The organism is Microbulbifer maximicatervae (SeqCode), from assembly GCF_052467955.1.
This window is the reverse complement of the sequence record NZ_CP174329.1, coordinates 5,032,693-5,055,610: the sequence shown is the minus strand read 5'-3', so window position 1 is coordinate 5,055,610 and position 22,918 is coordinate 5,032,693. Positions and strand designations below refer to the sequence as shown.

Here is a 22,918-nt window from a genome sequence, read left to right as displayed (position 1 = left end):
AGGGAATGTCGAAGGAAGTAGGTCTTGAGTAGTACGACATCAATGGCAAGTGTTTGTAATGAAGATAATAAGTGCGCAAACTGCTGTACACAGTTGTTAGGTCCCCATTGTTATGCTTGTGGTCAGCCCGTTAAAGGTATGGTGCGGCATTTTTCATCTGTAATCGGTGATTTCTTAGATACCTTGTTGGCATTTGACTCCAGAACATGGAAAACCATACCTGCGCTATTTTTCCGACCAGGGTTTTTAACAACAGAGTATTTTTCTGGTCGTCGTGTTCGATATGTAAGCCCTGTACGGCTATTTATTTTTCTCTGTATCACCAGTCTTTTTGTAACTCGTTTGAGTGGAGACTGGACAATCAATTTTACGGATGTTGATACTTCAAATGAAGGACCTCAGTTAGAAGCGTCGGGTGTCGACCTCCTTTTGCAGGCGGATCGGCCAGTACATACTGAAATTCCTGAACAAAAAGGCCTGCTAGGAGAAATTAAGAAGGCTGAAATAAGTCTTATCGAAGCTAAAGAGGAGGTTGAAGAGGGTATTAAAAGAGGTATTAAAAATGAGATTGTTAAAGGCAGTGATAAGGGGCGAATAATTTCTCAAGAGGACTCGGAGCCAGTTTGGCAGTCATCAGCCAATGATCCAGATAATAAATTAATAAGAATGGATATCAAAGGCCTGCCAAAGCCCATGCAAGACTGGATGGATGCAAAGATTGAAAATGCCAACCAGAATATTAAACAAGTTACTGAAAATCCAAATCGGTTCAAGAAAGTATTTCTTAAGACGCTTCCTTATGCACTGTTAATCATGTTGCCAATGTTTGCCATGATGTTATGGGCGCTCTATATCTTTAAGCGTCGACTATATATGGAACACTTAATTGTAGCTTTACATAGTCATGCTTTTATATTTCTAAGTATCCTGATTGGAAATATCTTATACATACTAAGTGTTAACATGGCCGGGTATACTGCTATAACATTAGCTTTAGAGGCCCTGATAACCTTATTGATTTTTTGGGTTCTGGTTTATCTCCTTTGGATGCAAAAGCGTATATATAGGCAAGGCTGGTTTGTAACCTTTTGTAAATATTCAGTATTGGGGATGGCTTACTTGTGTTTATTATCAATTGGGGCGGTTTTTGCCATTGTTTGGAGCTTGGCTGGATTGTAATAACGATTTTAGCGATATAAATTGATGGACATTTAAAGTATACAGTTATATATAGTCGGAAGATATAGTGAGTATTAGAAATCGAAAGGAAACGTCGGTAGAGAGGCAAGATTATTGCTCTAACTGTAATACAATTTTATTGGGGCATTTCTGTTATGGCTGTGGACAGTCAGCAGAAGGTATTGTGAGACGCTTATCAAGTGTAATTAGAGACTTTCTAAATACCCTTGTGGCACTTGATTCACGCTTGTGGAAAACACTGCCGGCTTTATTGTTATCCCCAGGATTTTTAACGATAGAATACTTATCTGGAAGGCGAGCACGATATGTAAGCCCGGTAAAGCTGTTTATCTTTCTTTGCGTAAGCGCCTTTTTTCTGATTCGTATTAGTAGTGATTGGAGTATTGCTCAAGAGCAGCCTATCCGTACTAGTGAGAATGTTGCCGCAAAAATGGTTCCGTCTTCCACAGGTGATACAGAGAAACAATTTGACTGGGATTTACCTGGTGGCAGGAAATTGAAAATTCGTGGAGCAGAAAATAAGCAAGAAGTATGGTCGATATCTTTTAATCGAGTACTCTCAATTTTTGAAGAAAAAGTCTATGCTGTAGAATTTATGCCACAGGCATGGCGTCATTGGTTTGATATCGAATTCGAAAAGGCGAGGAGTAATATTGATCGAGTATCGGAAAATCCTACAATCTTTGCCAAGGCTTTCTTCGGATCTCTCCCTACAATGCTATTACTTATGCTGCCAATATATTCAGGTATATTGTGGCTACTTTATGCGTGTAGAGAAAAATTATATATGGAGCATGTTATTGTGTCGCTCCATAGTCATGCCTATGTGAGCCTAACGTTGTTGCTAGGAACTGCTATTTTTCTCTTGCAAGAATCTGTTGAGCCTTTGTTTTGGGCAGAAATTTTATGTTATGGAGTTTTGCTACTGCTTTTCCTCTGGATGCCAATAAACTTACTAGTAATGCAAAAGAATATTTATAAAGAGGGGTGGGTTTCGACCTGTATTAAATACTCGGTTTTAAGTTTTGTTTATCTGCCACTAATCATGCTCGGTACGGTAATGGCAGCATTTTATAGTTTGGCTGAATTATAAGTTTCTGGTTATTCCAATTTGTTATTCTGGCTCCAGTTGCGTTATTTTGCTATTTATATTTGTATGATAGGTGGCTTTCTATTTTAATTGTTATTAGAAATACATGGTTTGAAGGTGTTTATTTTTTGTTTGCATTCAATAGCAAGCAAAATTAATTCCCGCCAGAATTTTGCTGTCTCCATAGATATTCATTAAGCGCAGTTTACAATCGCTCTGCCCATAAATTCAGTCTAAGTTACATGAATCTGGATGGGTAAATTTATAGGTGTATTCACTTAAATGGAGAGCGTTATGTTTAAATCTATATTGCGTGTAGTTATCTTAGGGATTTTAGCTTCTAGCAGTTATGCAGATCCAATTCAAGATTTAAGTATGCAAAACTATGAAGCGGGTTGGTTTCCAAATTATTGGCAGGGGCAGGGTCCACTGACATGTCGTCGGACTTGTGCAATTTGGGTTGGAGGGGTGCCTGAGTCAGAGGTTGCTACTGACCTGATAGATGATTTTGAATCTACCAGTGTTTGTAAGGTAACTCGCGACCCTGAAATAATCGAGAAACCTGTCAATGACCCATCATCTCACTGGCTCTATGGTAATCAGTTTGACGATAAGTCGGTTTGCTATGTCGGAACCCCTTATGGTGTCAAAGAAGATGATCACTTTATGTGTCTGTGTGTATGTAATAAACCTGACCTGATAGTGAGCCAAATCTATGATCCGATCTGGAATCCTGGAACCGGGCAATCCATCATCGTAGTCGATATCACTAATATAGGTGCTCTGGCAGCGCCAATCAGCCAGGCTCGCCTTTTAGATATTGATACACTAGCCAACGATGTACAGGCGACGCCTGCAATTCCAACAGGTGGCACTGTAAGTATTGTATTTACTTTGGGTTACTGGGTTTTTGATCCGGATGCGGTTTTAGAGGTAACTGCTGACTTTACCAATCTCGTCGATGAGTGTAACGAAAATAACAATACACTGACTTATGCTGAGCAAGGGTAGTAGTAGATAGGGGGAGAGCTCCCGGAACTAAGCCGTAGGGAGCTTTGAGATACTAAATAAAATTAGCTAGAAAGAAACACATTAATAACCTGGCAGCTTTCTTTATCCACCGCGGCATTAGGCTGTTCATTACCGACTGTTTGCTCCCCGGGTATTTTAGGTAGCACGAGATACATTCGTGGATAGTCTCGGACTATATAATCTTTTTTATCTGCACTCAGCCAAGGGTATTCAGCGGCAATGGCTGTTACTCCACGGAGTAAAGCGATACCATCTGTGCAACTATTTGGAGTAGTAGCTGTGGTGAGCATGGCAAAAGCTAATGAAGAGAAGTTCATAATCTCTGCTATCCCAATGGGTCTTCAGACTGACGTTATGTTTATTCTGGGGACAGTATAGCTGAGCTCGATTATGAGCAACAGGCAGTTCTATTAAAGCGGCCAGCCGAAGCTGGCCATCTTCTTTACTATGCGTGCTTTACAGAGGTTTCTTCGACTTTCACCCAGAGGCGTGTCTCTGTCGGACTAATTAATTTGGACAAAAGATTCGGGGCCACAGAGGTTAGCCCAATAAAACCAACTATCGCACGGAGAATAAATGAGTCAAGCCAGTAGATAAGGCCAATTAACAGTATTGCTATCACAAGTGACGGTAGAGTGGCTTGCAAACGAGACCGCTGAATATGCTGATAATCCATTGTCTCAGGTAGTTGTTTCTCGATACGCTCTAATGCGTGCGCTTTTACTGTTTGGTTTAAGAACTCAACAGAATGGGTCTTATCCCCGTGCTTGATCGTTATTACATCTGAATTGTGGTCACTGCTAAGTGAATTTATTTCATTGAGAGGGATTCGTGCTGCGGTATCAGGTTTACACAAATGATATATTTCTTCAGGGGATTTCCCCGCTTGATAGGCGGATTGAGCAGTTGAAGCCTGTTTTTTCGGGATATCAAAATAGACGAGTTCATCTCCTTCTAAGGCGACGAGGTAGTTATCATCGATATCAAGCCAGGACGTCTCAGTATAAAAGCCCTCGGGTAGTGCTTTTTTTGACTCCCTTACAAACAAGAAGCTTAAAATCCAATATAAGACGAGGCAGATACCTATAGTGATAGGTGCTGCTTGAATCAGGTTTCCTACAGGTGTGTTATTTTCGACATTTCTTTGAGCATTTTGCGCTAATACATGCCCGTAGATGTCGCCCTCTGGAAACCATACTTCGATAGGTTGACCTTGTTTATATTGACTATAAATTCCTTTTGGAACCTCTGCGGAGGATTCAAAGTCTTCATCTTCATAGTTAAACTGGTAGTCAATATAGTAATTTGTACGATAGCGCTTTTTACCTTTGCGGCCACGGTACTCTTCTTCCTCCTCTCTTAACGCTACTACTTCAGCATCTAGAGCTTGATGACTTTCGATCCAACTTAATGATTCATTGTTGGCACGAGAGTAATAGTTTGACAGAAAGTAAGTCAGAATAAGGAAAACTAAAATGCATACTGTACGTACCATTGATTTTCTTTTTTGTCCAGGGGACTTCTGTAACGCCATTTAATACATCCTTACTGTATTTCTTGTGCTTTAGGTATTGGTACTTTTGGAGTAATAAGTTGTTTTTTATGGGGTGGAAATTTGGTGTGGGTGAAAAATACAACTGCAGTTTGTTTGGTGAATAAAACTGAAGGTTAACTCTAAATTAATTTTTATTACTTGACCGGCGTCATGGTTGGTTCAGTTGCATCTTGAGTATTTTTATAATGCTTATTTGTTATTGGGTAAAACTTCCTATTTAGGATAAGAGCTGACCAACTTGGTACGAACAGTTTGAATAATAAGAGCCTTACAAATATTGAGCAGCTGAATGGTAGAGTTTTAATTGCTTTGGAATTTGGACTGACTAGCTAATCTTTTGCCAGCCTTATGAGGTTGGGTGGTTCAGTTTCATGGAGGTAGTTCTATGTTGAACTAGTTTAGGTGAAGTACCAATGTCGTTTTATGTCGTAAATGTGTCATAGCAGACGCGCCCACTGGAGTACAATTCCCTGTGTGGAGGAGATGCTATGACCAAGAAGATAGGTTTTTTTGTTGCAGATGGATTCCAGGCGTTAGACCTTTTTGGGCCCTTGGATGCCTTTATGGAGACTAATAGTTTCGTTAGTGAGGCCTATACAAGTCGTTTGATAGGTTTAACCAATGCATCAGTTAAAACCGCGTACGGCCAAGCCCTATCAGTGGATTTTGATATTTACCAGGATAGGGAAATTGATTACCTGGTCATTACTGGCGGTACTGGGATGCGGCAGCTGCGCTTAAGTCCTAAGCAGGTAAATGCGCTGCGTGCAATCGCAGACAAAGCAGAACGTGTCTTGAGTATCTGTACAGGTGCATTCTTACTAACAGATATATTTCCGGAACAAAAGCACCGCATTACCACTCACTGGCGGCATTGCCGGCAGCTTGCCGAGCAAGCAGTCAATTATCAGGTTGAGCAGGACCCCCTGTTTATTGAAAGCGGAAAACTGTGGTCTTCAGCGGGAATTCTATCTGGAGTCGACTTGGCCTTGGAAGTGATTCGCCAGGATTATGGCAATACTATTGCGGCCAGCGTGGCTAAAGATCTGGTCGTTTATCTTCAGCGCAGGGGAGGGCAGTCACAGTACTCTGATCTGCTTAAAGTGCAATCCAGCGACAGTATGAGGCTCAATCCTCTATTGGAGTGGCTGTCGGAGAATTACCAGAAATCAATCAGCGTTTCCGATATGGCGGAGCGTATTTCCGTCAGCGATCGCCAGTTAACTCGCTTGTTCAAACAGCATCTTAATAGCACCCCCGGACATTATCTAAACCAACTCCGTTTAAACCGGGCGCGGGATTTAATCACCTGTGAATCAGCAAGCCTTGTTCAGGTGGCTCGGCAGGTAGGGTTTGCAAGCTATGATAGCTTTCGCCGGGCTTTTTATGGCCAATTTGGAGTTTCCCCCTCATATTTCAGTAGGAATCGTTAAGCCGCGCTCTCACAAGTGTCTTAGCTTTAAGAGTGCGGCGAGATTGAGAGCTATTCCATTACCACTCGACGCAGATCTTGCCAAAGTGCGACCCGCTGGCCTGGTACTCAAATGCCGCAGCCAGTTCCTCCATAGGGTAAGTCTTATCAATCACTGGCTGTATCTGGTTGGCTTCCAATGCGGTGACATATTCCCGTTGATCCCTACGGCTTCCAACGATCAAGCCCTGTAACCGGGCCTGCTTGGCCATCAACAGTGCTGTGGGCACTTCTCCCGAGCGGCCCGTTAAAACACCAATCAATGAAATATGGCCGCCAACTCTGACTGAATGGATCGATTGCTCTAGTGTACCGGGGCCACCGAGCTCAATTATATGGTCCGCACCTTTGCCTTCCGTCAGCTCCATAACCTTTTTTGACCACTGTGTATGGGTGCGATAGTTGACGCCATGATCGGCGCCTAATTTTTTGGCGCGCTCCAGTTTTTCATTGGAAGAAGAAGTAACAATAACTTTGGCCCCCAGTATTTTGGCAATCTGAATTACCGTAATAGATACTCCGCCAGTTCCTAGAGTCAATATTGTGTCGCCAGGTTTTACCTTGCCGTCTACTACCAATGCCCGCCAAGCAGTAAGGCCCGCGGTAGTAATGGTTGCCGCCTGAGCGTGGCTCCAGCCTTTTGGGGCAAGGGTAAAAGCGCTCTGATCGCGCACAACAAACTCAGCGGCCATCCCATCGATACCGTCACCAGGCGTATTGGCAAAGTTACCCACGGAAGCCATAGGCGTACCTGCTGGCCACTGTGGGAAAAAGCACGACACAACAGAATCGCCGGCCTGAAAATCGGTAACATCCTCACCAACTGCATCCACGATACCGCCGCCGTCAGACATCAGAATACGGCCGTCTTGTGTGGGAATACCGCCGTTGGCAACCAAAAGATCGTGGAAGTTGAGGGAGGAGGCTTTAATTGCAACACGGATTTGGTCTGGGCCGGGTGCTCCCGGGTCAGCGATGTCGCTAACCGAAATGTTTTCTAGTCCACCTGGTGTTTTTAGCGTCAATGCCTTCATCGTTTTCTTTCCTTTTATTGATTTCTTGGTTCACTAGATAATAAATCAACTTAGACATGTTTGATAAGTTCGGAAATATTTAGATTAATTGTGAAATCAAAGAGAACTAGTCTTTCGATATCAAAAGGGAAGGCATTTTCAGGTAAGCGAACCTATCGATGATTCAAATGAAAGATATCCACAAATGGAAGATGAGACTGCAAGGCTGTTATTGAGTATTCAATAGATTTTCCACTTGGAGATTCGTATTGATATCTTTCGGTGGGATTAAGTGCTGCTTAGATTTGGAAAAGGTTCTCCTCTTTACTTACTTCTACGTCATATAAGATTTTTAAATTTTCTAAAGCTTCATTATATGCATATAATAGCCTTGAGATATCCCCTGGATCCTTTAGAATTTCAGAATCAAGTAGAGTTTTATAGTGTTTAATGGCCCGCAAGAAGGAAAGTAATGTTTCATTGTTTTTATTTACATTTATATTCCTTATGAGTCCATTTCCTGTTGCAAACGCATTAGACACTTCTAAAAGTCTCCAAACACTAAAACATGCGGGTACAGTAATTTTTTATGTCAGTAATGCTATCTCACTTTGGAATGGTTGTCAGGCTTTAAGTAACGGGAATGGCTTTAGTGTATTAATGCAGGTGTTGACTTAGCGTTTGGTGTAGCAGGGTTTGCTTGTGGTACTTTGGGTGGAGTTGCAGCTGTTAGCTATGGGGAACATCGGCAATGCTTAAGTATAGCCCTGAGATGTATAGACTTTTAGTGATGACAAATGTTGATAGGATTTGTTTTCTTACCGGAAATTGCTAGATTGAAATATGCTTAATTATTTTTATTTTCAATTTTTTGCTCTCTCCCAAAAGATTAATGGTGTGGGCAGACATAATCACTACTATGCCTGCCTATCCCTCTCTTTATTTGAGATTGCCATTTTTATAAACGGAGTTCTGCTTGCTCATATGTTTTTAGGGTTAGGAGAAACTTTTTCTGGTGTTACCAAATTTTCGGCAGTATTAATTTCGATTATTGTTTTTTTATTAAATTATATACTTTTTTCTATTCGAAGTCGCAGTAAGAGTTTTTTAGTTAAGAAAAAGGTTGTTCTCTGTAAGCCCTCTGGGTATGCGGGTGGAGTATTGAGCCTATTGGTTCCTGTAATTTGTATATTTTTTCTAGCATACTTCTTGATTGAGAGATGAGCTACTGCACAAAAGGGAGGTCTTTGGAGCACGGCTAAAGGCTATACTGGTGCATTCTGGGATGGGGCTAAATGGCGTTATAACGCGGTAGCAAATGGGTTAAGTCAAGATTTTTATGAAGGTGCTCTTGAGGGAATAATTAATTTTACTGGTGGTCGGACAGGAAATTTTTTTACTATTGGTTTCCTGAAATCAGTAGATAAAAAGGTAGTGGGATTATTTGACGGTGGTGCAATTGCACGTGAAACTGGATATATGACATTTGGACAGTTTTTTAAAGGTGGGTTTAAGACGGCAGACCACTTGGGAACAAGGCTTCAAACTCTAGGTCATGTGTCTACAGGTGCTGTAGTTAATTGTGCTCGTTTAACGGCTGTATATGAAGCTGGAAACTTTGTTGGCTCACTTGCTCGTATTGCTGTAAATAGAACAGCAATTTGGCTGTCTGAATAGTAGGTTTAAGTTTGGTGGAGAATCCAATTGAGTGAAATTGATCCGATAGGCTCTTCTAGAGTGATACCAGTTTATAGAAAGCTAGCTTTAGTTCTTGCTGTAATATTTATAATTGCGATTTGTGGAGTAATTGTATTATTGATTGCGGAAGGGTTTGATTGGTTTCTTATTTTTGGGCTTGCAATGTGTTCATGGTCGGCTCGATTTTTTATAAGAGCTTTTAAAAGCTAAAATACGGACATTAGTTTGAGTTCTGCCGAATAAGAAAAGTAGAGCGTTAACTATCAGCGGCCGCATAGCATGTTCCACCTGGCGCTGGGCGATAATCGCATCGATCATCCGAATCACCGTGTCCTTGTCTTGATCATCAAAAGTCTCCAGCAGCTTGAAACGCTTAAATAGCATCATCGTTGCGGATGGGACCTTTTTCCATCGGCTGGCCCATTATCAGATAGTCCAGTGACATCTCAAAAATAATAGAAATATTCAGGGATTCGTGAATTACACGATTTTCCTTACGAGGCCTTTCCCCGTGTCAATAGTGGGCCAATAAATACTTGAGTTTTTAGCAATCGGCGGGCCCTAGAAAACTACGAATTTTTCTTTAGCTAATTTTTTATAAGGTGGCGAGTAAGTAATCGCTTCCCCTGAAAGCTAAGGATAGCGGAGGAGTTGAATTACCGAGAAATGACTTGGATTTATAGGGGATTAAAAATGGTGGGCCCTCCGGGACTCGAACCCAGGACCTGCCGATTATGAGTCGGATGCTCTAACCAACTGAGCTAAGGGCCCACACATTGCTTGCGAGGATCGTTGCAAGCGGTTGGGAAAAGTACAAGATTTTCCCTTGCAAATCAATGCCTTTGTTAGCACTCAAAGCCGATATGGGCAAATTCTAGAAATCTTCTTTCCCTATTGCTCAAGCTTTCGCCAACAACTGATCTTTATGGAATAGATACCCACCTTGCGAAAGCTGTCAAATACCTTAATTGGTTCGATAGTATCAATTAGAGATTGTAATTGGTACAGCTGTCTTGTTTATGTGAAATGGAGGCTAAAACCCCATACTAAAGTATTTAAATCGGCAGTTTGGGGATAAGGATACAGCACCAAACCAGGAAAGCAGCGAAGAGGGCGACGGCCACGGCGGCGGAGCCTGTGTCTTTGGCAATCTTGGCCAGCGGGTGTTTCTCGGGGCCGATGCGGTCCACGGTCGCCTCAATAGCGCTGTTGATAAGTTCTATTGGGAGGACAAACATCACGGCTGCAATCAATATGGCGCGCTCAGTAGGTGTCTCCCCGGCCCAGAGTGCGAGAGGCACCATTAGGCAGGCAGCAATTACTTCCTGGCGAAAAGCTTCCTCATTGCGCCATGCAGCGACGAGCCCCTGACTGGAGTAGCTAGTGGCAGCCAGGAGGCGAGCAAACCCCTTCTTGCCGGGCTTGTTGGCAAGCTCGTCAGATTTTTCCTGCTTATTCGCCATTTCTTTTTGCATGCTTATCTCCTGCTTTCACTAAGCCTGCGCGGGGAGGTCATCTTTATGTCACAAAAAAAAGCCCGGTTGAACCGGGCTTTAGTCTAGCGCTTACTCGTCGAGGAAGCTGCGTAAATGCTCCGACCTGGAGGGGTGTCGCAGTTTGCGCAGTGCTTTCGCTTCGATTTGACGGATACGCTCGCGGGTTACGTCAAACTGTTTGCCCACCTCTTCCAGAGTGTGGTCGGTATTCATATCGATACCGAAACGCATACGCAGTACCTTGGCTTCACGGGCGGTGAGGCCGGAGAGTACAGAGCGGGTAGCGTCGTGCAGACCAGTTTGAGTGGCGGTATCCACCGGCGAGGATTGGTTTTGGTCCTCGATAAAGTCACCCAGGTGGGAGTCTTCATCGTCGCCGATGGGCGTCTCCATAGAGATCGGCTCTTTGGCGATTTTGAGGACTTTACGCACCTTGTCTTCCGGCATTTCCATGCGCTCGCCCAGTTCTTCCGGGGTGGGTTCGCGACCCATTTCCTGCAGCATCTGGCGGCTGATACGGTTGAGCTTGTTGATGGTCTCAATCATATGCACCGGGATACGGATGGTGCGGGCCTGGTCCGCAATAGAGCGAGTAATGGCCTGGCGAATCCACCAGGTGGCATAAGTGGAGAATTTGTAACCGCGGCGGTATTCGAACTTATCCACAGCCTTCATCAAGCCGATGTTGCCCTCCTGGATCAGGTCCAGGAACTGCAGGCCGCGGTTGGTGTACTTCTTGGCGATAGAGATAACCAGACGCAGGTTGGCTTCGACCATCTCTTTCTTGGCGCGGCGTGAACGGGCCTCACCAATGGACATGCGGCGGTTGATCTCTTTGATCTGGCCTACGTCCAGCTTAGCGCGCTCCTGGAACTGAGCCAGTTTGCGCTGGGCGCGAACAACTTCGTCTACGACGTGGCGCAGGGCATCGGAGTAATCGCGCTTTTTCTTGATGATTGCGGGAATCCAATCATCATTGGTCTCGTTGCCGGGGAATTCCTTGATAAAGGTCTTGCGCGGCATGCGGGCGCGTTTGATACACATGGCCATAACCACGCGCTCTTGCTCGCGCACACTGTCGAGAACGTAGCGAACTTCGCCATAGAGTGGTTCGAACTGGCGGGGAGCCAGTTTAAAGAAGCGGAATACATCGCCAACGGCTTCGAGGGCCTGGCCAGCTTCTTTGGAGTCGCGGCCGTGGGCGGCGATGGCTTCGTCGGCAGCTTTCTGTGCGGCGATCAGCGCGTTCATGCGCTCGGCGAGCTCTTCGGGGTCGATACCGCCGGTAGCTTCCTCTTCTTCTTCGCTGCTGTCGTCATCGCTGTCGTCGTCTTCGGCGTCGTCATCGGAATCTGATGACTCCGGCGCGCTGGCAGCGGCGGCGGCTTGGCCGGCCTGGGCTCCGGGCGGAACCTCGTCGGCGGGGTCGAGCCAACCGGAGATAATATCGGGGATGCGGCGCTCTTCTTTTTCGATCAGAGCGTACTCATCGATGATCTGCTGCACTGCACCCGGCCAGTAGGCCAGGGCGGCCATCAGTTCGCGCAGGCCCTCTTCGATACGCTTGGCAATGGCGATCTCGCCTTCGCGCGTGAGCAGCTCTACGGTGCCCATTTCGCGCATATACATGCGTACTGGATCGGTGGTTCGGCCTACGTCGGACTCTACGGCTGCCAGGGCAGCGGCAGCTTCGGCTGCGGCGATTTCATCAGCGGAGCTGTCGCCTTCAGCCATCAACAACTCTTCGGCATCCGGTGCGGTTTCAAACACCTTGATGCCCATGTCGTTGATCATGCCAATAATGTCTTCCACCTGATCGGGATCGGAAATATCTTCCGGTAGGTGGTCATTTACCTCGGCATAGGTCAGATAGCCCTGCTCTTTACCGCGGGCGATCAGTTCCTTAATGCGGGACTGTTGCTGGGTTTTGTCGGTCATGCACAACCCTGAATTCTGGGAATGAAAATACGGGACAAAGACGCGGGATTATAGCGTATTTGCACTAGCAATAACCACTCTAGCTGTCAAGTAACGGCGTAGGTGCGATGTTTAGGGTGCTGGGGTTCCCGATCCCGCCCGGCGGGGGTGAGTGAATATAGTGCTGAGCCCGCAGTTTTCAAGGGGCTGGCGCTTATTAATTCTGCTTTTTTCGCCAATTGGCTAATAGAGCCAGTTGTTCTTCGGGGCTCAACTGGGCGCTGTTCTTGAGTTGATCGAGTAAATCGCGGTTGCGCTGTTTGTCTGCAGCTTGTTTCAGGCGCAGCAGACAGTCGTTAAATTCGGTGTGCGGATCGTATTCCAGGTTGCTGTCATCCTGGGCGAGTTGCCGCGCGACCGATACCAGTGGAGAAATAGCGAGCTTGGCCAGGGTATCGCAAGATTCTGCGCTGTGGTGTGCACGCCAGTGGCCGATCAATTGATAGAAATTTAATTGGGGGCGGCTTTTGTATAGCTCTACCAGCTGGATAAACAATGCCAGGTCTGCATTGCCATCGATGGGGAATTGCTGTGGATTTTCGATTTGTGCTGCCAGCTCCGGGTGGTGCAATAGCAGGGCGATCAGCATGCGCTCCGGTGGCAGGAGATATTGGCTCTGGCGGCGCGGACTGTTGTAACTCGGTGCTGCACTTTCGCTGAAGTTGTTGTCGCGCTGCCAGGGTTCCGGCGGTGTGCGGTGCTCCAGCTCCTCGTGAGGGGAGGGTGCTTGGTTTGGCTCTCCCGGTGCAGCTGTAGGTTGCGGGTGGGGCTGTTGCGGCGTGCGAGCTTTTTCTGTGCGGATAACCTCTTGCAGGGTTTCCTTGTCGAGCCCGGTGCGCGAGGCCAGTTGTTGGAACATCAGCTGGCGGTAGACGCCATCGGGCAGCAGGTCGAGCAGGGGGGCGGCGAGTTTGGACAGGCGCGCGCGGCCGTCCATGGTCTGCAGGTTGATATCTTCGCTCAGTAGGTCGAAGAGAAAATCTTCCAGCGGTAGGGATTGCTCCTTAATTAACTGCTGGAAACGTTCACCGCCCAGTTGGCGTACCAGGGTGTCCGGGTCCTCGCCTTCCGGCAGCAGCAGGAAGCGCAGGCTGCGCCCGTCCTGCATCTGCGGCAGGGCCGACTCCAGAGCGCGGCGGGCGGCAGCGCGGCCGGCACGGTCGCCGTCAAAGCAAAACAGCAGTTCCGAGGTGTGGCGGAAGGCGAGTTGAATATGGTCTTCGCCACAAGCGGTGCCCAGGGTGGCGACGGCGCAGCGGATATCGAACTGGGCCAGTGCCACCACATCCATATAGCCTTCAACCACAATTAGGCGCTCTAAATTGCGGTTGGCCTGGCGCGCTTCCCACAGGCCGTAGAGTTCGCGGCTCTTGTGGAAAATCGGGGTTTCCGGGGAGTTCAGGTACTTGGGTTTGTCGTCGCCCAGTACCCGCCCGCCAAAGGCGATGGCGCGCCCGCGCTGGTCGCGGATCGGGAAAATAATACGGTTGCGGAAGCGGTCGTAGTGGTGGCGCGCGTTGGGCTTGGTATTGCCATCACTGTCCTGGCGGCGAATGGCCAGGCCTGCCAGTTCCAGTTGATCCGCTTTCTCGGGGGTATCGGCTAATGCATTGAGCAGGTTGTCCCAGCCCGGGGGCGCAAGGCCGATACCAAAGTCCCGGGCAATCTCACCGGAGAGGCCGCGATTGCGCAAGTAGGCCACCGCATTGCCTGCGGCGGGGTGGTTACGCAGCTGTTCACGGTAGTAGTCGGCGGCTTTCTCTGTGAGCTGGTAGAGAGATTGACTCTCCCGCTGGCGCTTTTCTTGCCCCGGTGCCAGTTGTTCCCTGGGAACTTCCAGTCCACGGGTGGCCGCGAGTTTTTCCACCGCTTCTGGGAAGGGCAGGCGGTCGTACTCCATGAGGAAGCCGATGGCATTGCCATTGGCACCGCAGCCGAAGCAATAATAAAACTGCTTGTCCGCACTCACGGTAAACGATGGGGTTTTCTCGTCGTGGAAGGGGCAGCAGGCAGAGTAGTTTTTGCCTGTTTTACGCAGCTTGACCCGGCTGTCCACCAGCTCGACGATATCTGCCCTTGCGAGCAGATCGTCAATAAAGTGCTGGGGTATCTTGCCGGCCATGGGGATTCGCTCAGCTTAGGCCAGTTGGGCCTTCACCAGTTTGCTCACCGCGCCCATATCTGCACGGCCCTGCACCTGGGGTTTAACCTGGGCGATGACTTTGCCCATATCCGCCATGCTGTTGGCACCGGTGTCTTTGACGGCGGAGGCAACGATATCGGTGATCTCAGCTTCGCTCAGCTGCTTCGGCAGGAATTCCTGGATAACTTCAATTTCAGCCTGTTCTACTGCTGCCAGTTCGGCCCGGCCAGCTTTCTCGTACTGGGTAATGGAGTCGCGGCGCTGCTTGGTCATTTTGTCCAGCAGGGCGAGGATGCGGGCGTCATCCAGGTCGATGCGCTCGTCGACTTCAACGCGTTTGATCTCGGCGTTGATCAGGCGCAGGGTGGCCAGGCGCTCTTTGTCTCGCGCTTTCATTGCGTCTTTAGTGGCTTGAGTCAGGGTTTCCTTGAGAGTGCTCATAGTGAGTGTTCCGAGATTGTTGGCAATGAATTTTGGATCAGGGGCTTAGGATAGCTTGTCTGCTGGGCGGGGGAAATGCGTTAGCCCAAACGAAAAACGGCGCGCGAGTATGGCTCGCACGCCGTTCTTTATAGCTCCGCTACGGGCTAAGCCCGTCCGGCCGCCTCGCTGCGACAGGCTTATGCAGCCTGCGGCTCTTAGTAGAGACGCTGGAACTTGCGGTTTTCGCGCTGAAGCTTTTTAGCGTGACGCTTTACAGCGGCAGCAGCTTTGCGCTTACGAACAGCGGTGGGCTTCTCGTAGAACTCGCGACGACGTACTTCAGACAGTACGCCTGCTTTTTCACAGGAGCGCTTGAAACGGCGCAGGGCGATATCGAAAGGTTCGTTGTCTTTGATTCGTACAGAGGGCATTAGGATACCTGTTAAAATTCGTTTCTCTCGGCCATTCCGGCAATGCTCTCGCAGTTGCATCCGGTGGCCGGTTCACAGCGAGGGCGCAAATTCTAAACACTCCTATACGGGATCGCAACCCCATTTTCCAGTATGATAACCACCCCTCGAAGTAGTCACGAGAATGAGATCAAGTGCGCGTCCTTGGTATAGAAACTTCCTGCGATGAAACTGGCGTCGCTATTTACGATTCTGAGTCCGGTTTGCTCAGCCATGCCCTGTTCAGTCAAGTGGACCTGCATGCCGATTATGGCGGCGTAGTCCCCGAGCTGGCGAGCCGTGATCATGTGCGCAAGCTCTTGCCGCTGGTTCGACAGGTAATGAAGAAGGCCGATACCAGCCCTTCAGACCTCAATGGTATCGCCTATACCGCAGGCCCCGGTCTGGTGGGAGCGCTGATGGTCGGGGCCTGCGCGGCCCGTGCACTGGCCTATGGCTGGGATATTCCGGCGGTGGCGGTGCACCATATGGAAGGCCACCTGCTGGCCCCAATGCTGGAGGATAATCCGCCCGCCTTCCCTTTTGTGGCCCTGCTGGTTTCCGGCGGACACACCCAGCTGGTGGAGGTGCGGGGGCTCGGCGATTACGAACTGATGGGTGAATCCCTGGATGACGCTGCCGGCGAGGCCTTTGATAAGGCCGCTAAAATGCTCGACCTGGATTATCCCGGTGGCCCGCGTTTGGCTGCCCTGGCGGAGAAAGGAGATCCCAAACGCTTTACCTTCCCGCGGCCTATGACGGATCGACCGGGGTTGGATTTCAGTTTTTCAGGTCTTAAAACCTTCACCCTGACGACGGTGCGTAAACACGCCCTCGAGGATGGTTTGCCGGACGAGCAGACTTGCGCAGATATTGCTGCGGCTTTCCAGGAGGCGGTAGTGGATACCCTGGTGATTAAATGTCGTCGCGCTATTAAGGCTTCCGGCTATAAAACCCTGGTGATTGCCGGTGGAGTTTCCGCAAATAAATTATTGCGTGAGCGTTTGGAAACGAGCCTGCGAAAGGATCACGCCAGCGTCTACTATCCCCGCCATGAATTCTGCACTGATAACGGCGCCATGATCGCCTACGCCGGTAGTTTACGTTTAAAAGCAGGGGAGCAGACGAGCCTTGCGGTAGATGTGCGTCCGCGCTGGCCTATGACAGAATTGCCCAAGACCGAACTTTAAAAATCCCAGGAATAGCCTGGCAGTAAAAAGAAAAGAGCCGATAAATGGATATTGTTTATATACGGGATTTAAAGGTGAATACCATTATTGGTATTTACGATTGGGAGCGGGAAGTGCGACAGACGGTCAGTCTCGATTTGGAGATGGCCTTCGATATTAGTGAGGCGGCGCGCACAGACAATATCGAGTACACACTTAACTATAAAGCGGTGGCCAAGCGCTTGATCGCTTTTATTGAAAGCAGTGAGTTTCTGTTGGTAGAGACCATGGCAGAGCAGGCTGCGGCAATTGTCAGGGAAGAGTTTTCTGTAAGCTGGCTGCGACTGCGGTTGTCCAAGCCGGGTGCGGTCAGAGGGTCCAGGGATGTGGGTGTCATTATTGAGCGCGGCGAGAGGCCGGCAAAAGGTGCAGCAGCGATGTCTGCGGGAGTGTAAACGTGGCTCAGGTGTATCTCAGCCTCGGCAGTAATATCAATCGTGCGCAATATATCCGCGCAGCGCTGGATGCCCTGACCGGGCGGTTTGGCGAATTACAGGTGTCCCGGGTCTTCGAAAGTGAAGCGGTGGGTTTCCAGGGCGATAACTTTTACAACCTGGTGGTGGGGCTGCAAACTGACCTGTCGGTAGGGCAGCTGGCCCTGTGTCTGCGCGGTATTGAAGATGCCAACGGCCGCTTGCGTTCCGGGCCCAAGTTCAGCGCGCGCACCCTGGATATTGATATTCTCACCTACGATCACCTGACCGGAACTGTCGACGGGGTAAAATTGCCTCGAGGTGAGATTGTAAAAAATGCCTTTGTATTACAGCCTCTGGCAGAGATAGCTCCAGAAGTATTGCATCCGGTGGAGCAGAAAACTTACCGCCAACTGTGGAACGAGTACGACCAGGATTCGCAAAAATTGTGGCCGGTGGAATTTATCTGGCCGTGATTCCAATAAATTTTTAAAAAATGCAGATGAAAAAGCAGCCCTTTGAGGCTGCTTTTTTGTTAGGAGTAATTAACTCAGGCTCATTAGCGCTTCTTTGGTGAACGGAGTGATTTCCTCCGCGCGATCTTCACGCACCTTGGCGAACCAATGTGGGTCTTGTAATAGCGCGCGGCCAACGGCAATCAGGTCGAATTCCTGGTTGTCCATACGGCGGGTCAGTTCGCCTAAATCGGTAGGATTGGCAGTGCCGCCCATGCCCTGGTTATTGCCGCCGATAAAATCATCGTCAAGGCCGACACTGCCGACAGAAATTACCGGTTTTCCCGTCAATTCCTTGGTCCAGCCTGCCAGGTTGAGATCAGAGCCCTCAAATTCTGGCACCCAGAAGCGTCTGGTAGAGGCGTGGAAAACATCAACGCCGGCTTCAACCAGCGGTGTTAGAAAGCGTTTCAGTTCTTCCGGGCTTTGCGCCAACTTGGCTTCGTAATCCTGCTGCTTCCACTGGGAGTAGCGCAGCACTATGGCGAAATCTTCGCCTACGGCTTCACGTACCGCTTTGATAATCTCCACTGCAAAGCGGGTGCGATTTTCGATGGAGCCACCGTACTCGTCATCGCGTTGGTTGGTACCTTCCCAGAAAAACTGGTCGATCAGATAGCCGTGGGCGCCGTGAATCTCTACGCCGTCAAACCCAATTTCCTTGGCTGCTTTGGCTGCGTCTGCAAAAGCTTGTACAACTTCCTGGATGTCCTCTTTGCTCATCGCCTGGCCATTGGGCTTGCCGGGTTTGAACAGGCCTGAAGGGGAGTAGCCGGGCACTGATTTATCCGGGCCTATGCCCTCTTTGCGCACGGAGCCTACGTGCCATAACTGCGGGATAATCTGGCCACCGGCAGCGTGTACTTCGTCTACCACTTTTTTCCAGCCGGCGAGAGCGGCCTCACCGTAGATTGCCGGAACATTCTCGTAGCCGTTTGCGGCTTTATGATTAACGAAGGTGCCTTCGGTAATAATCAGTCCCACTTCGCCCTCGGCGCGGCGGCGGTAATAGCCGGCCACTTGATCATTGGCTGCATAGCCCGGTGACATAGTGCGGGTCATGGGAGCCATCGCAACCCGGTTGCGCAGCTTTAGGGATTTATGCTCGAAGGGACGCAGTAGGTTGTCCAGGGAACCACTCATATTTCTCTCCTGAATGTCTCGATTCAACACTGGGACTCACTGGTCCCACTAGGTCACAATTAAAACGGTTGCGTTATAAGACCTTATTTTAAGGTTGAGTTCAATATCTGGTTTCGTATTGCAACTCTTTTGTCGGTATAATGGCTAGGGAGCCTCTGAATAACTCCGTAATGCCTCTGCGGGCCTTCAAGGCCCGCCCTTCGGGGCGTGCAGAGCGATTCACACTCCGCGTTGCGACTTCTTGAAAGGTCTAGACATTCCTGCGAAGCCGCGCCTTGATTGTGAACCGCTCTGCATGCCAGAGGTATCACGGAGTTATTTAGAGGCTCCCTATATGTCACGTAAACGCTTTGATGATCTCGACTGTTCTCTGGCCTGTGCCCTGAATGAAGTGGGGGACTGGTGGTCCCTGCTGATAATTAAGCAGGCGATGCTGGGTACTCGCCGTTTTGTGGATTTCCAAAGAAACCTGGGAATTGCCAAAAATATCCTTGTGGATCGGTTATCACGTCTGGTGGATAACGAGGTGCTGGTACGCTTTGATGCGGGTGAACACGGTACTCGCTACGAGTACCGCTTAACGGAAAAAGGCCGGGACCTGTTTACGGTGGTAATCGCCCTGCGCCAGTGGAATCTGCGCTGGAACGGCAATAAAGATGGGATGCACCTGGTCGATAAAAACAGTGGTGAGCTTATCTCCGAAGTGGCTGTTCAGAATGCCCAGGGACAAAAACTCAGTATTCGCGATGTATTATTTGTGGATGAAAATGGCCAGCCCCTAGAGCAGGCTGGCTAGCTGGCTTTTTGAGGGGCTCTATCAATCCTGGCTCTTGGACAGCAGTCTGATTATGTCCAGAGCCCTGCCCGGCTCCCAACGCATAACAGAGACAACGCCGTGCATGGCCAGTAGGCGCTGGTCTATTTCCCCTTTCTCCTGAAGCTTGTGTAATTTCTCTGTGGCCTCGGTAAAGCCGCGCTGCTCATAAGTGAGTAGTAATTTGACGGTCTGCTCCACCGGAGTGATTTGGCGTGGAACAGGGGTATACCCCATCGCGCTTACCATACTCTCAGCCGCCAGCCAGGTGGACCAGGGGTTTTGCCCGGTAATAAGCTGGCCATCCACGCTGACTTGTTCCAGGTAAGTGGGCCCAGCCTGAAAAAACGCGCCTTGCTCACGTAAGCGATCCTCAAGCAGGAATGGAAATCGTTGCTCGGCGTCAGGGATAAGAAAAAGCTCCTCTTCGTTAGTAAAAGCACTGATCTGCCGATCGGCGATTAAGGGCTTGCCATTATCCAGGGTGACATTGGTAAGGGCTGCTGGCCCGTGGCATACCGCTCCGATAATTTTGCCGCTGTTATAGATTTCCCGCACCAGGGACTGAATATGGGGATTGTCGGGGAAATCGAACATGGTGCCTTTACCGCCGACAAAAAATACGGCCTGGTAATCCTCTGCTGCTACCTGATCGATAGGAATACTGTTGTTGACCTTTTGTTGTGCCTCCGGGTCATTGAGGAAGGCATAGTCGAAAGGCCCCAGATCATCTTTATCGATCACCGCAGGCGGTTTGCCGCCTTTGGGACTGGCAATATCGACAATAAATCCGTTGGCTGAAAAGATGTAATAGGGGCGTGCCAGTTCCGTTAATTCATAACCAGTTGCCTTGCCGCTATCTCCCATCGTTTCAGTACTGGTAACAACAGCTAAGATTTTTCCTCGGCTTTCCCTGGGTAGTTGTTGTAAATACGGCAGGTCACTTACTGTCGTAGTGGAAAAGTCCTGCTCTTGGGGTGGAATTAGGCCCTTAATCCAAATAATAAAACCAAAAAAGACGGACAAAGTCAGTGCCAGGGAAATAACAATTTTCTTCAACATATTAATCTCCAAAATTGTAGTAGCAGACGGAAAATCTTTTAGTGAGTTCGTAGGAGAATAATGGATGGAAGGTGAAATTCAGGTGAGATTGCAATTGCTATTTGGGAAGAAAGAAAAAGCTGCGCTCGAGATTGTATAAGGTATGGATGCCGATTCACTATGCATCTCGAACACATACGGTAAAAATTTGAATCTTAGAACGCTACTATGTAAAAGATAGAGCGCACTGATAAATATTGTTCCGACATTGGATAGAGATGGTCCAATTTAAGGCTTCACAGATTCTCTTGGCCAGGAAAAGGCCTTGACCAATACCGTCACTGCCTTCCCTTTTTTGGCCGGGTAAGAGGGAGGTTTCTAGATCTAATTGGTTGTCTGTGGCGTTCTCAAAAAAGAGTGTGTCCCCCTTATAGGTAATAACCAATTCAGGGCTGGTAGCGTGCTGTAATGCATTGCTGATCAAGTTGTCGAAGAGCAGACTTACCAGGTGTCGATTGGCCAGGACTCTGACTTTGTGCCCTAACTTTAAATCAACATTAAAATGCTTTTGTACAATTAACTGGTGTTGAGCTAAAAGACGTTCCTCTAGTAAAGCGCACAATGGGATATCTTCCGACTGTAGAGACTCAGAGCGGGCGAGGGCTAATAGTGTCTTAACGGTTTTTTCCATACCGATAACAGTTTCTAATAGCTCATTTTTCTCAGCTAAAGTCATTTCCCGATTTTGACTGAGAGCCAGTGTGCTTTTCAGAATGGTTAGCCCGGTGCGCAACTCATGGCTTGTATCCCGGGTAAACTCAGTTTCCCTGCGCAATGTTAGCTTGAGCTGGTTAAGTGTATCTTGCAACGTACTTGCGAGATAACCGATTTCATCTTGTTCATTGTTATAGGGCAGGGAAATTTGAGAATCGCAGTTTCTCTGCTGCTGAACTGCTTTAGCGAGGGTTACTACAGGCGCGATGGTTTTACGGGAAATACGAAAAGCACAATAGAGGGCTAAGAGTAGGGTCAAGATACAGGCGCTGGCAAAGAGCCAGAGAAGCTTTGAAGATTGTCGGGTAACAGTGAGCAATTCACTGACTTCAGCTACGAGAACGGCGGAATGGTTGTCCGGAAAATGTACTCTGCGTAAATGGAAGTGATGTTCAGTATCACTAAACCACTCAGCCTTTTCTGCATAGCTTGGTAAGGCAGTGCGCAGTTCGGCCGGTATTATTTTGCTTTCAGTATATAGCGTTAAATAGGGTAGGCGTGGCTCTGGGGTCTCATTATTCAGTCTTGCCTGCTGTTCGAGGTGGCGGACTTCTCCGGCCAATAAGTTATCGAGTAAATGGTCTTCAACTACATAGGCAACCATCATACAGATGGCAAAAAACACCAAGCATAGTAGCAGGGTAAAACTGCCAAAAATAGCGAAGACCTTCCTCTGTAAATTACTGGTTTCGCGCATTGGGAGTTTCCAACTGATAACCGAGATTGGTGATGGTTTTCAACATAGGGGCCTGGAAAGGCTTATCCAGTGTTTGGCGAAGACTATAAATGTGGGATTTTAAGGCGTCTGTTTCTGGGGGTTCATCACCCCAAATATGGTGGATTATTGCCGAGCGGCTTACTGGTGCTGGCGACGCCTGGGCGAGCATAGTGAGAATGCGAAAACCGATAGTTGTCAGGGGCAGAGGTTGTTTATCCCGGTAGGCCGTTTGCTGGCGCTGGTTTATCTGTAAATCACCGACCTTAATTTCTTCACTGGTATGTAGCTGGTGTCTACGTGCCAGGGCGCGGCATCTCAATATCAGTTCCCTTGGTTCGAAGGGCTTACATAAGTAGTCATCGGTACCGATACCAAATCCGCGTTCCTTATCTGCGAGAGCATCTCGGGCAGTTAACATCAGAATTGGCATGTTAACTGGCGCTTGTGCCTTGATCTTTTCGCAGACCTCCAAGCCGTCCATATCCGGCAGGCCCAGGTCGAGAATGATCAGGTCGAAGATTTGTTCCAGGGCCAGCTGTAAGCCCTGGCGACCCCGGTGGGCATAATCTATCTGCCAGCCCTCAGCATGTAGGAATTCGGCAAGCTGGCGGGCGATAGTGGGGTTATCTTCAATCAACAATATCTTCAGTGAGCGCACCGGCAAATCTCTTTTGGTAGAGGAAGTTACAAAACATTCTGACAGAGTGCCGGTGAAATTGAAGTG

24 protein-coding genes and 1 tRNA gene are annotated in these 22,918 nt (G+C 48.4%); 11 read left to right on the top strand and 14 right to left on the bottom strand.

The genetic code is table 11. The features are described 5' to 3' along the window. The first annotated feature begins 24 nt into the window (after positions 1-24). The 3 genes from ACJJI5_RS21855 (at position 25) to ACJJI5_RS21845 (ending at position 3,301) form a co-directional block, all read left to right on the top strand. Positions 25-1,179: a DUF3667 domain-containing protein gene (locus tag ACJJI5_RS21855; protein WP_445355163.1), complete on the top strand. Its 1,155-nt coding sequence runs from the start codon at positions 25-27 to the stop codon at positions 1,177-1,179. A gap of 67 nt (positions 1,180-1,246) precedes the next feature. Then, positions 1,247-2,293: a DUF3667 domain-containing protein gene (locus ACJJI5_RS21850; protein ID WP_445355162.1), complete on the top strand. Its 1,047-nt coding sequence runs from the start codon at positions 1,247-1,249 to the stop codon at positions 2,291-2,293. Between the two features lie 291 nt (positions 2,294-2,584). Then, on the top strand, positions 2,585-3,301 hold the full coding sequence (locus ACJJI5_RS21845) for a CARDB domain-containing protein (RefSeq protein ID WP_445355161.1): 717 nt from the start codon (positions 2,585-2,587) through the stop codon (positions 3,299-3,301). Between the two features lie 62 nt (positions 3,302-3,363). Here the strand turns inward: ACJJI5_RS21845 and ACJJI5_RS21840 are convergent, their stop codons facing one another. Continuing rightward, on the bottom strand, positions 3,364-3,639 hold the full coding sequence (locus ACJJI5_RS21840; protein ID WP_444892674.1) for a hypothetical protein: 276 nt from the start codon (positions 3,637-3,639) through the stop codon (positions 3,364-3,366). A gap of 128 nt (positions 3,640-3,767) precedes the next feature. Next, the gene (locus tag ACJJI5_RS21835) at positions 3,768-4,856 is read right to left on the bottom strand and encodes a hypothetical protein (RefSeq protein ID WP_445355160.1); all 1,089 of its coding nucleotides are present in this window, start codon (positions 4,854-4,856) and stop codon (positions 3,768-3,770) included. A 509-nt stretch (positions 4,857-5,365) separates the two neighbouring features. On the opposite strand from ACJJI5_RS21835, the gene ACJJI5_RS21830 reads away from it, so the two are divergent. Further along, on the top strand, positions 5,366-6,310 hold the full coding sequence (locus ACJJI5_RS21830; protein WP_282934496.1) for a GlxA family transcriptional regulator: 945 nt from the start codon (positions 5,366-5,368) through the stop codon (positions 6,308-6,310). A gap of 58 nt (positions 6,311-6,368) precedes the next feature. Here the strand turns inward: ACJJI5_RS21830 and ACJJI5_RS21825 are convergent, their stop codons facing one another. Both ACJJI5_RS21825 and ACJJI5_RS21820 read right to left on the bottom strand, forming a co-directional pair. Further along, positions 6,369-7,382 carry a zinc-dependent alcohol dehydrogenase family protein gene (locus ACJJI5_RS21825; protein ID WP_445355159.1) on the bottom strand — a complete coding sequence of 338 codons (1,014 nt, stop codon included), beginning with the start codon at positions 7,380-7,382 and terminating at the stop codon, positions 6,369-6,371. Positions 7,383-7,660: 278 nt separating this feature from the next. Then, entirely contained in the window at positions 7,661-7,903 is a 243-nt protein-coding gene (locus ACJJI5_RS21820; RefSeq protein WP_445355158.1) for a hypothetical protein, read from the bottom strand. A 301-nt stretch (positions 7,904-8,204) separates the two neighbouring features. Between ACJJI5_RS21820 and ACJJI5_RS21815 the strand changes: the two genes are divergently transcribed. The 3 genes from ACJJI5_RS21815 to ACJJI5_RS21805 all read left to right on the top strand — a co-directional run bounded on the left by ACJJI5_RS21815 (position 8,205) and on the right by ACJJI5_RS21805 (position 9,269). Next, positions 8,205-8,585, top strand: a complete 381-nt coding sequence (locus tag ACJJI5_RS21815; protein ID WP_445355157.1) for a hypothetical protein — start codon at positions 8,205-8,207, stop codon at positions 8,583-8,585. A 210-nt stretch (positions 8,586-8,795) separates the two neighbouring features. Continuing rightward, positions 8,796-9,038: a hypothetical protein gene (locus tag ACJJI5_RS21810; protein WP_445355156.1), complete on the top strand. Its 243-nt coding sequence runs from the start codon at positions 8,796-8,798 to the stop codon at positions 9,036-9,038. Positions 9,039-9,065: 27 nt separating this feature from the next. Then, positions 9,066-9,269, top strand: a complete 204-nt coding sequence (locus ACJJI5_RS21805) for a hypothetical protein (RefSeq protein ID WP_445355155.1) — start codon at positions 9,066-9,068, stop codon at positions 9,267-9,269. A 484-nt stretch (positions 9,270-9,753) separates the two neighbouring features. Here ACJJI5_RS21805 and ACJJI5_RS21800 read toward each other — a convergent pair. The 6 genes from ACJJI5_RS21800 to rpsU form a co-directional block, all read right to left on the bottom strand. After that, a tRNA-Ile gene (locus ACJJI5_RS21800) sits at positions 9,754-9,830 on the bottom strand. 284 nt (positions 9,831-10,114) lie between these two features. Further along, complete coding sequence (locus tag ACJJI5_RS21795; RefSeq protein WP_444914877.1) at positions 10,115-10,534, bottom strand: diacylglycerol kinase; 420 nt, start codon at positions 10,532-10,534, stop codon at positions 10,115-10,117. Positions 10,535-10,624: 90 nt separating this feature from the next. Further along, positions 10,625-12,493 (bottom strand): RNA polymerase sigma factor RpoD, encoded by a 1,869-nt coding sequence (gene rpoD / locus ACJJI5_RS21790; protein WP_445355154.1) that lies wholly within the window; start codon positions 12,491-12,493, stop codon positions 10,625-10,627. A 196-nt stretch (positions 12,494-12,689) separates the two neighbouring features. After that, positions 12,690-14,654, bottom strand: a complete 1,965-nt coding sequence (dnaG, locus tag ACJJI5_RS21785; RefSeq protein WP_445355153.1) for a DNA primase — start codon at positions 14,652-14,654, stop codon at positions 12,690-12,692. Positions 14,655-14,669: 15 nt separating this feature from the next. Continuing rightward, positions 14,670-15,116: a GatB/YqeY domain-containing protein gene (locus ACJJI5_RS21780; RefSeq protein ID WP_108731584.1), complete on the bottom strand. Its 447-nt coding sequence runs from the start codon at positions 15,114-15,116 to the stop codon at positions 14,670-14,672. Between the two features lie 197 nt (positions 15,117-15,313). Then, positions 15,314-15,529, bottom strand: a complete 216-nt coding sequence (gene rpsU / locus ACJJI5_RS21775) for a 30S ribosomal protein S21 (protein ID WP_020411530.1) — start codon at positions 15,527-15,529, stop codon at positions 15,314-15,316. Positions 15,530-15,702: 173 nt separating this feature from the next. On the opposite strand from rpsU, the gene tsaD reads away from it, so the two are divergent. The 3 genes from tsaD to folK are packed head-to-tail and all read left to right on the top strand — an operon-like array spanning position 15,703 to position 17,665. After that, on the top strand, positions 15,703-16,737 hold the full coding sequence (gene tsaD, locus ACJJI5_RS21770) for a tRNA (adenosine(37)-N6)-threonylcarbamoyltransferase complex transferase subunit TsaD (protein WP_445355152.1): 1,035 nt from the start codon (positions 15,703-15,705) through the stop codon (positions 16,735-16,737). A 44-nt stretch (positions 16,738-16,781) separates the two neighbouring features. Next, a complete protein-coding gene (gene folB / locus ACJJI5_RS21765) occupies positions 16,782-17,171 on the top strand; it encodes a dihydroneopterin aldolase (RefSeq protein WP_020411528.1) in 390 nt (129 codons plus the stop codon). A gap of 2 nt (positions 17,172-17,173) precedes the next feature. Further along, positions 17,174-17,665 carry a 2-amino-4-hydroxy-6-hydroxymethyldihydropteridine diphosphokinase gene (gene folK / locus ACJJI5_RS21760; protein WP_445355151.1) on the top strand — a complete coding sequence of 164 codons (492 nt, stop codon included), beginning with the start codon at positions 17,174-17,176 and terminating at the stop codon, positions 17,663-17,665. A gap of 69 nt (positions 17,666-17,734) precedes the next feature. Here the strand turns inward: folK and ACJJI5_RS21755 are convergent, their stop codons facing one another. Then, positions 17,735-18,847 carry an NADH:flavin oxidoreductase gene (locus ACJJI5_RS21755; protein ID WP_445355150.1) on the bottom strand — a complete coding sequence of 371 codons (1,113 nt, stop codon included), beginning with the start codon at positions 18,845-18,847 and terminating at the stop codon, positions 17,735-17,737. A 334-nt stretch (positions 18,848-19,181) separates the two neighbouring features. Between ACJJI5_RS21755 and ACJJI5_RS21750 the strand changes: the two genes are divergently transcribed. Further along, positions 19,182-19,643: a winged helix-turn-helix transcriptional regulator gene (locus tag ACJJI5_RS21750; RefSeq protein WP_445355149.1), complete on the top strand. Its 462-nt coding sequence runs from the start codon at positions 19,182-19,184 to the stop codon at positions 19,641-19,643. A gap of 21 nt (positions 19,644-19,664) precedes the next feature. On the opposite strand, the gene ACJJI5_RS21745 is transcribed toward ACJJI5_RS21750, so the two are convergent. The 3 genes from ACJJI5_RS21745 to ACJJI5_RS21735 form a co-directional block, all read right to left on the bottom strand. Continuing rightward, on the bottom strand, positions 19,665-20,723 hold the full coding sequence (locus tag ACJJI5_RS21745; RefSeq protein WP_445355148.1) for a type 1 glutamine amidotransferase domain-containing protein: 1,059 nt from the start codon (positions 20,721-20,723) through the stop codon (positions 19,665-19,667). 205 nt (positions 20,724-20,928) lie between these two features. After that, positions 20,929-22,173 (bottom strand): sensor histidine kinase, encoded by a 1,245-nt coding sequence (locus ACJJI5_RS21740; RefSeq protein ID WP_445355147.1) that lies wholly within the window; start codon positions 22,171-22,173, stop codon positions 20,929-20,931. Beyond that, positions 22,157-22,852, bottom strand: coding sequence for a response regulator transcription factor (locus ACJJI5_RS21735; RefSeq protein WP_445355146.1), 696 nt, complete (start codon positions 22,850-22,852; stop codon positions 22,157-22,159). The genes ACJJI5_RS21740 and ACJJI5_RS21735 overlap by 17 nt, the downstream gene beginning before the upstream one ends. Between the last annotated feature and the right edge of the window lie 66 nt (positions 22,853-22,918).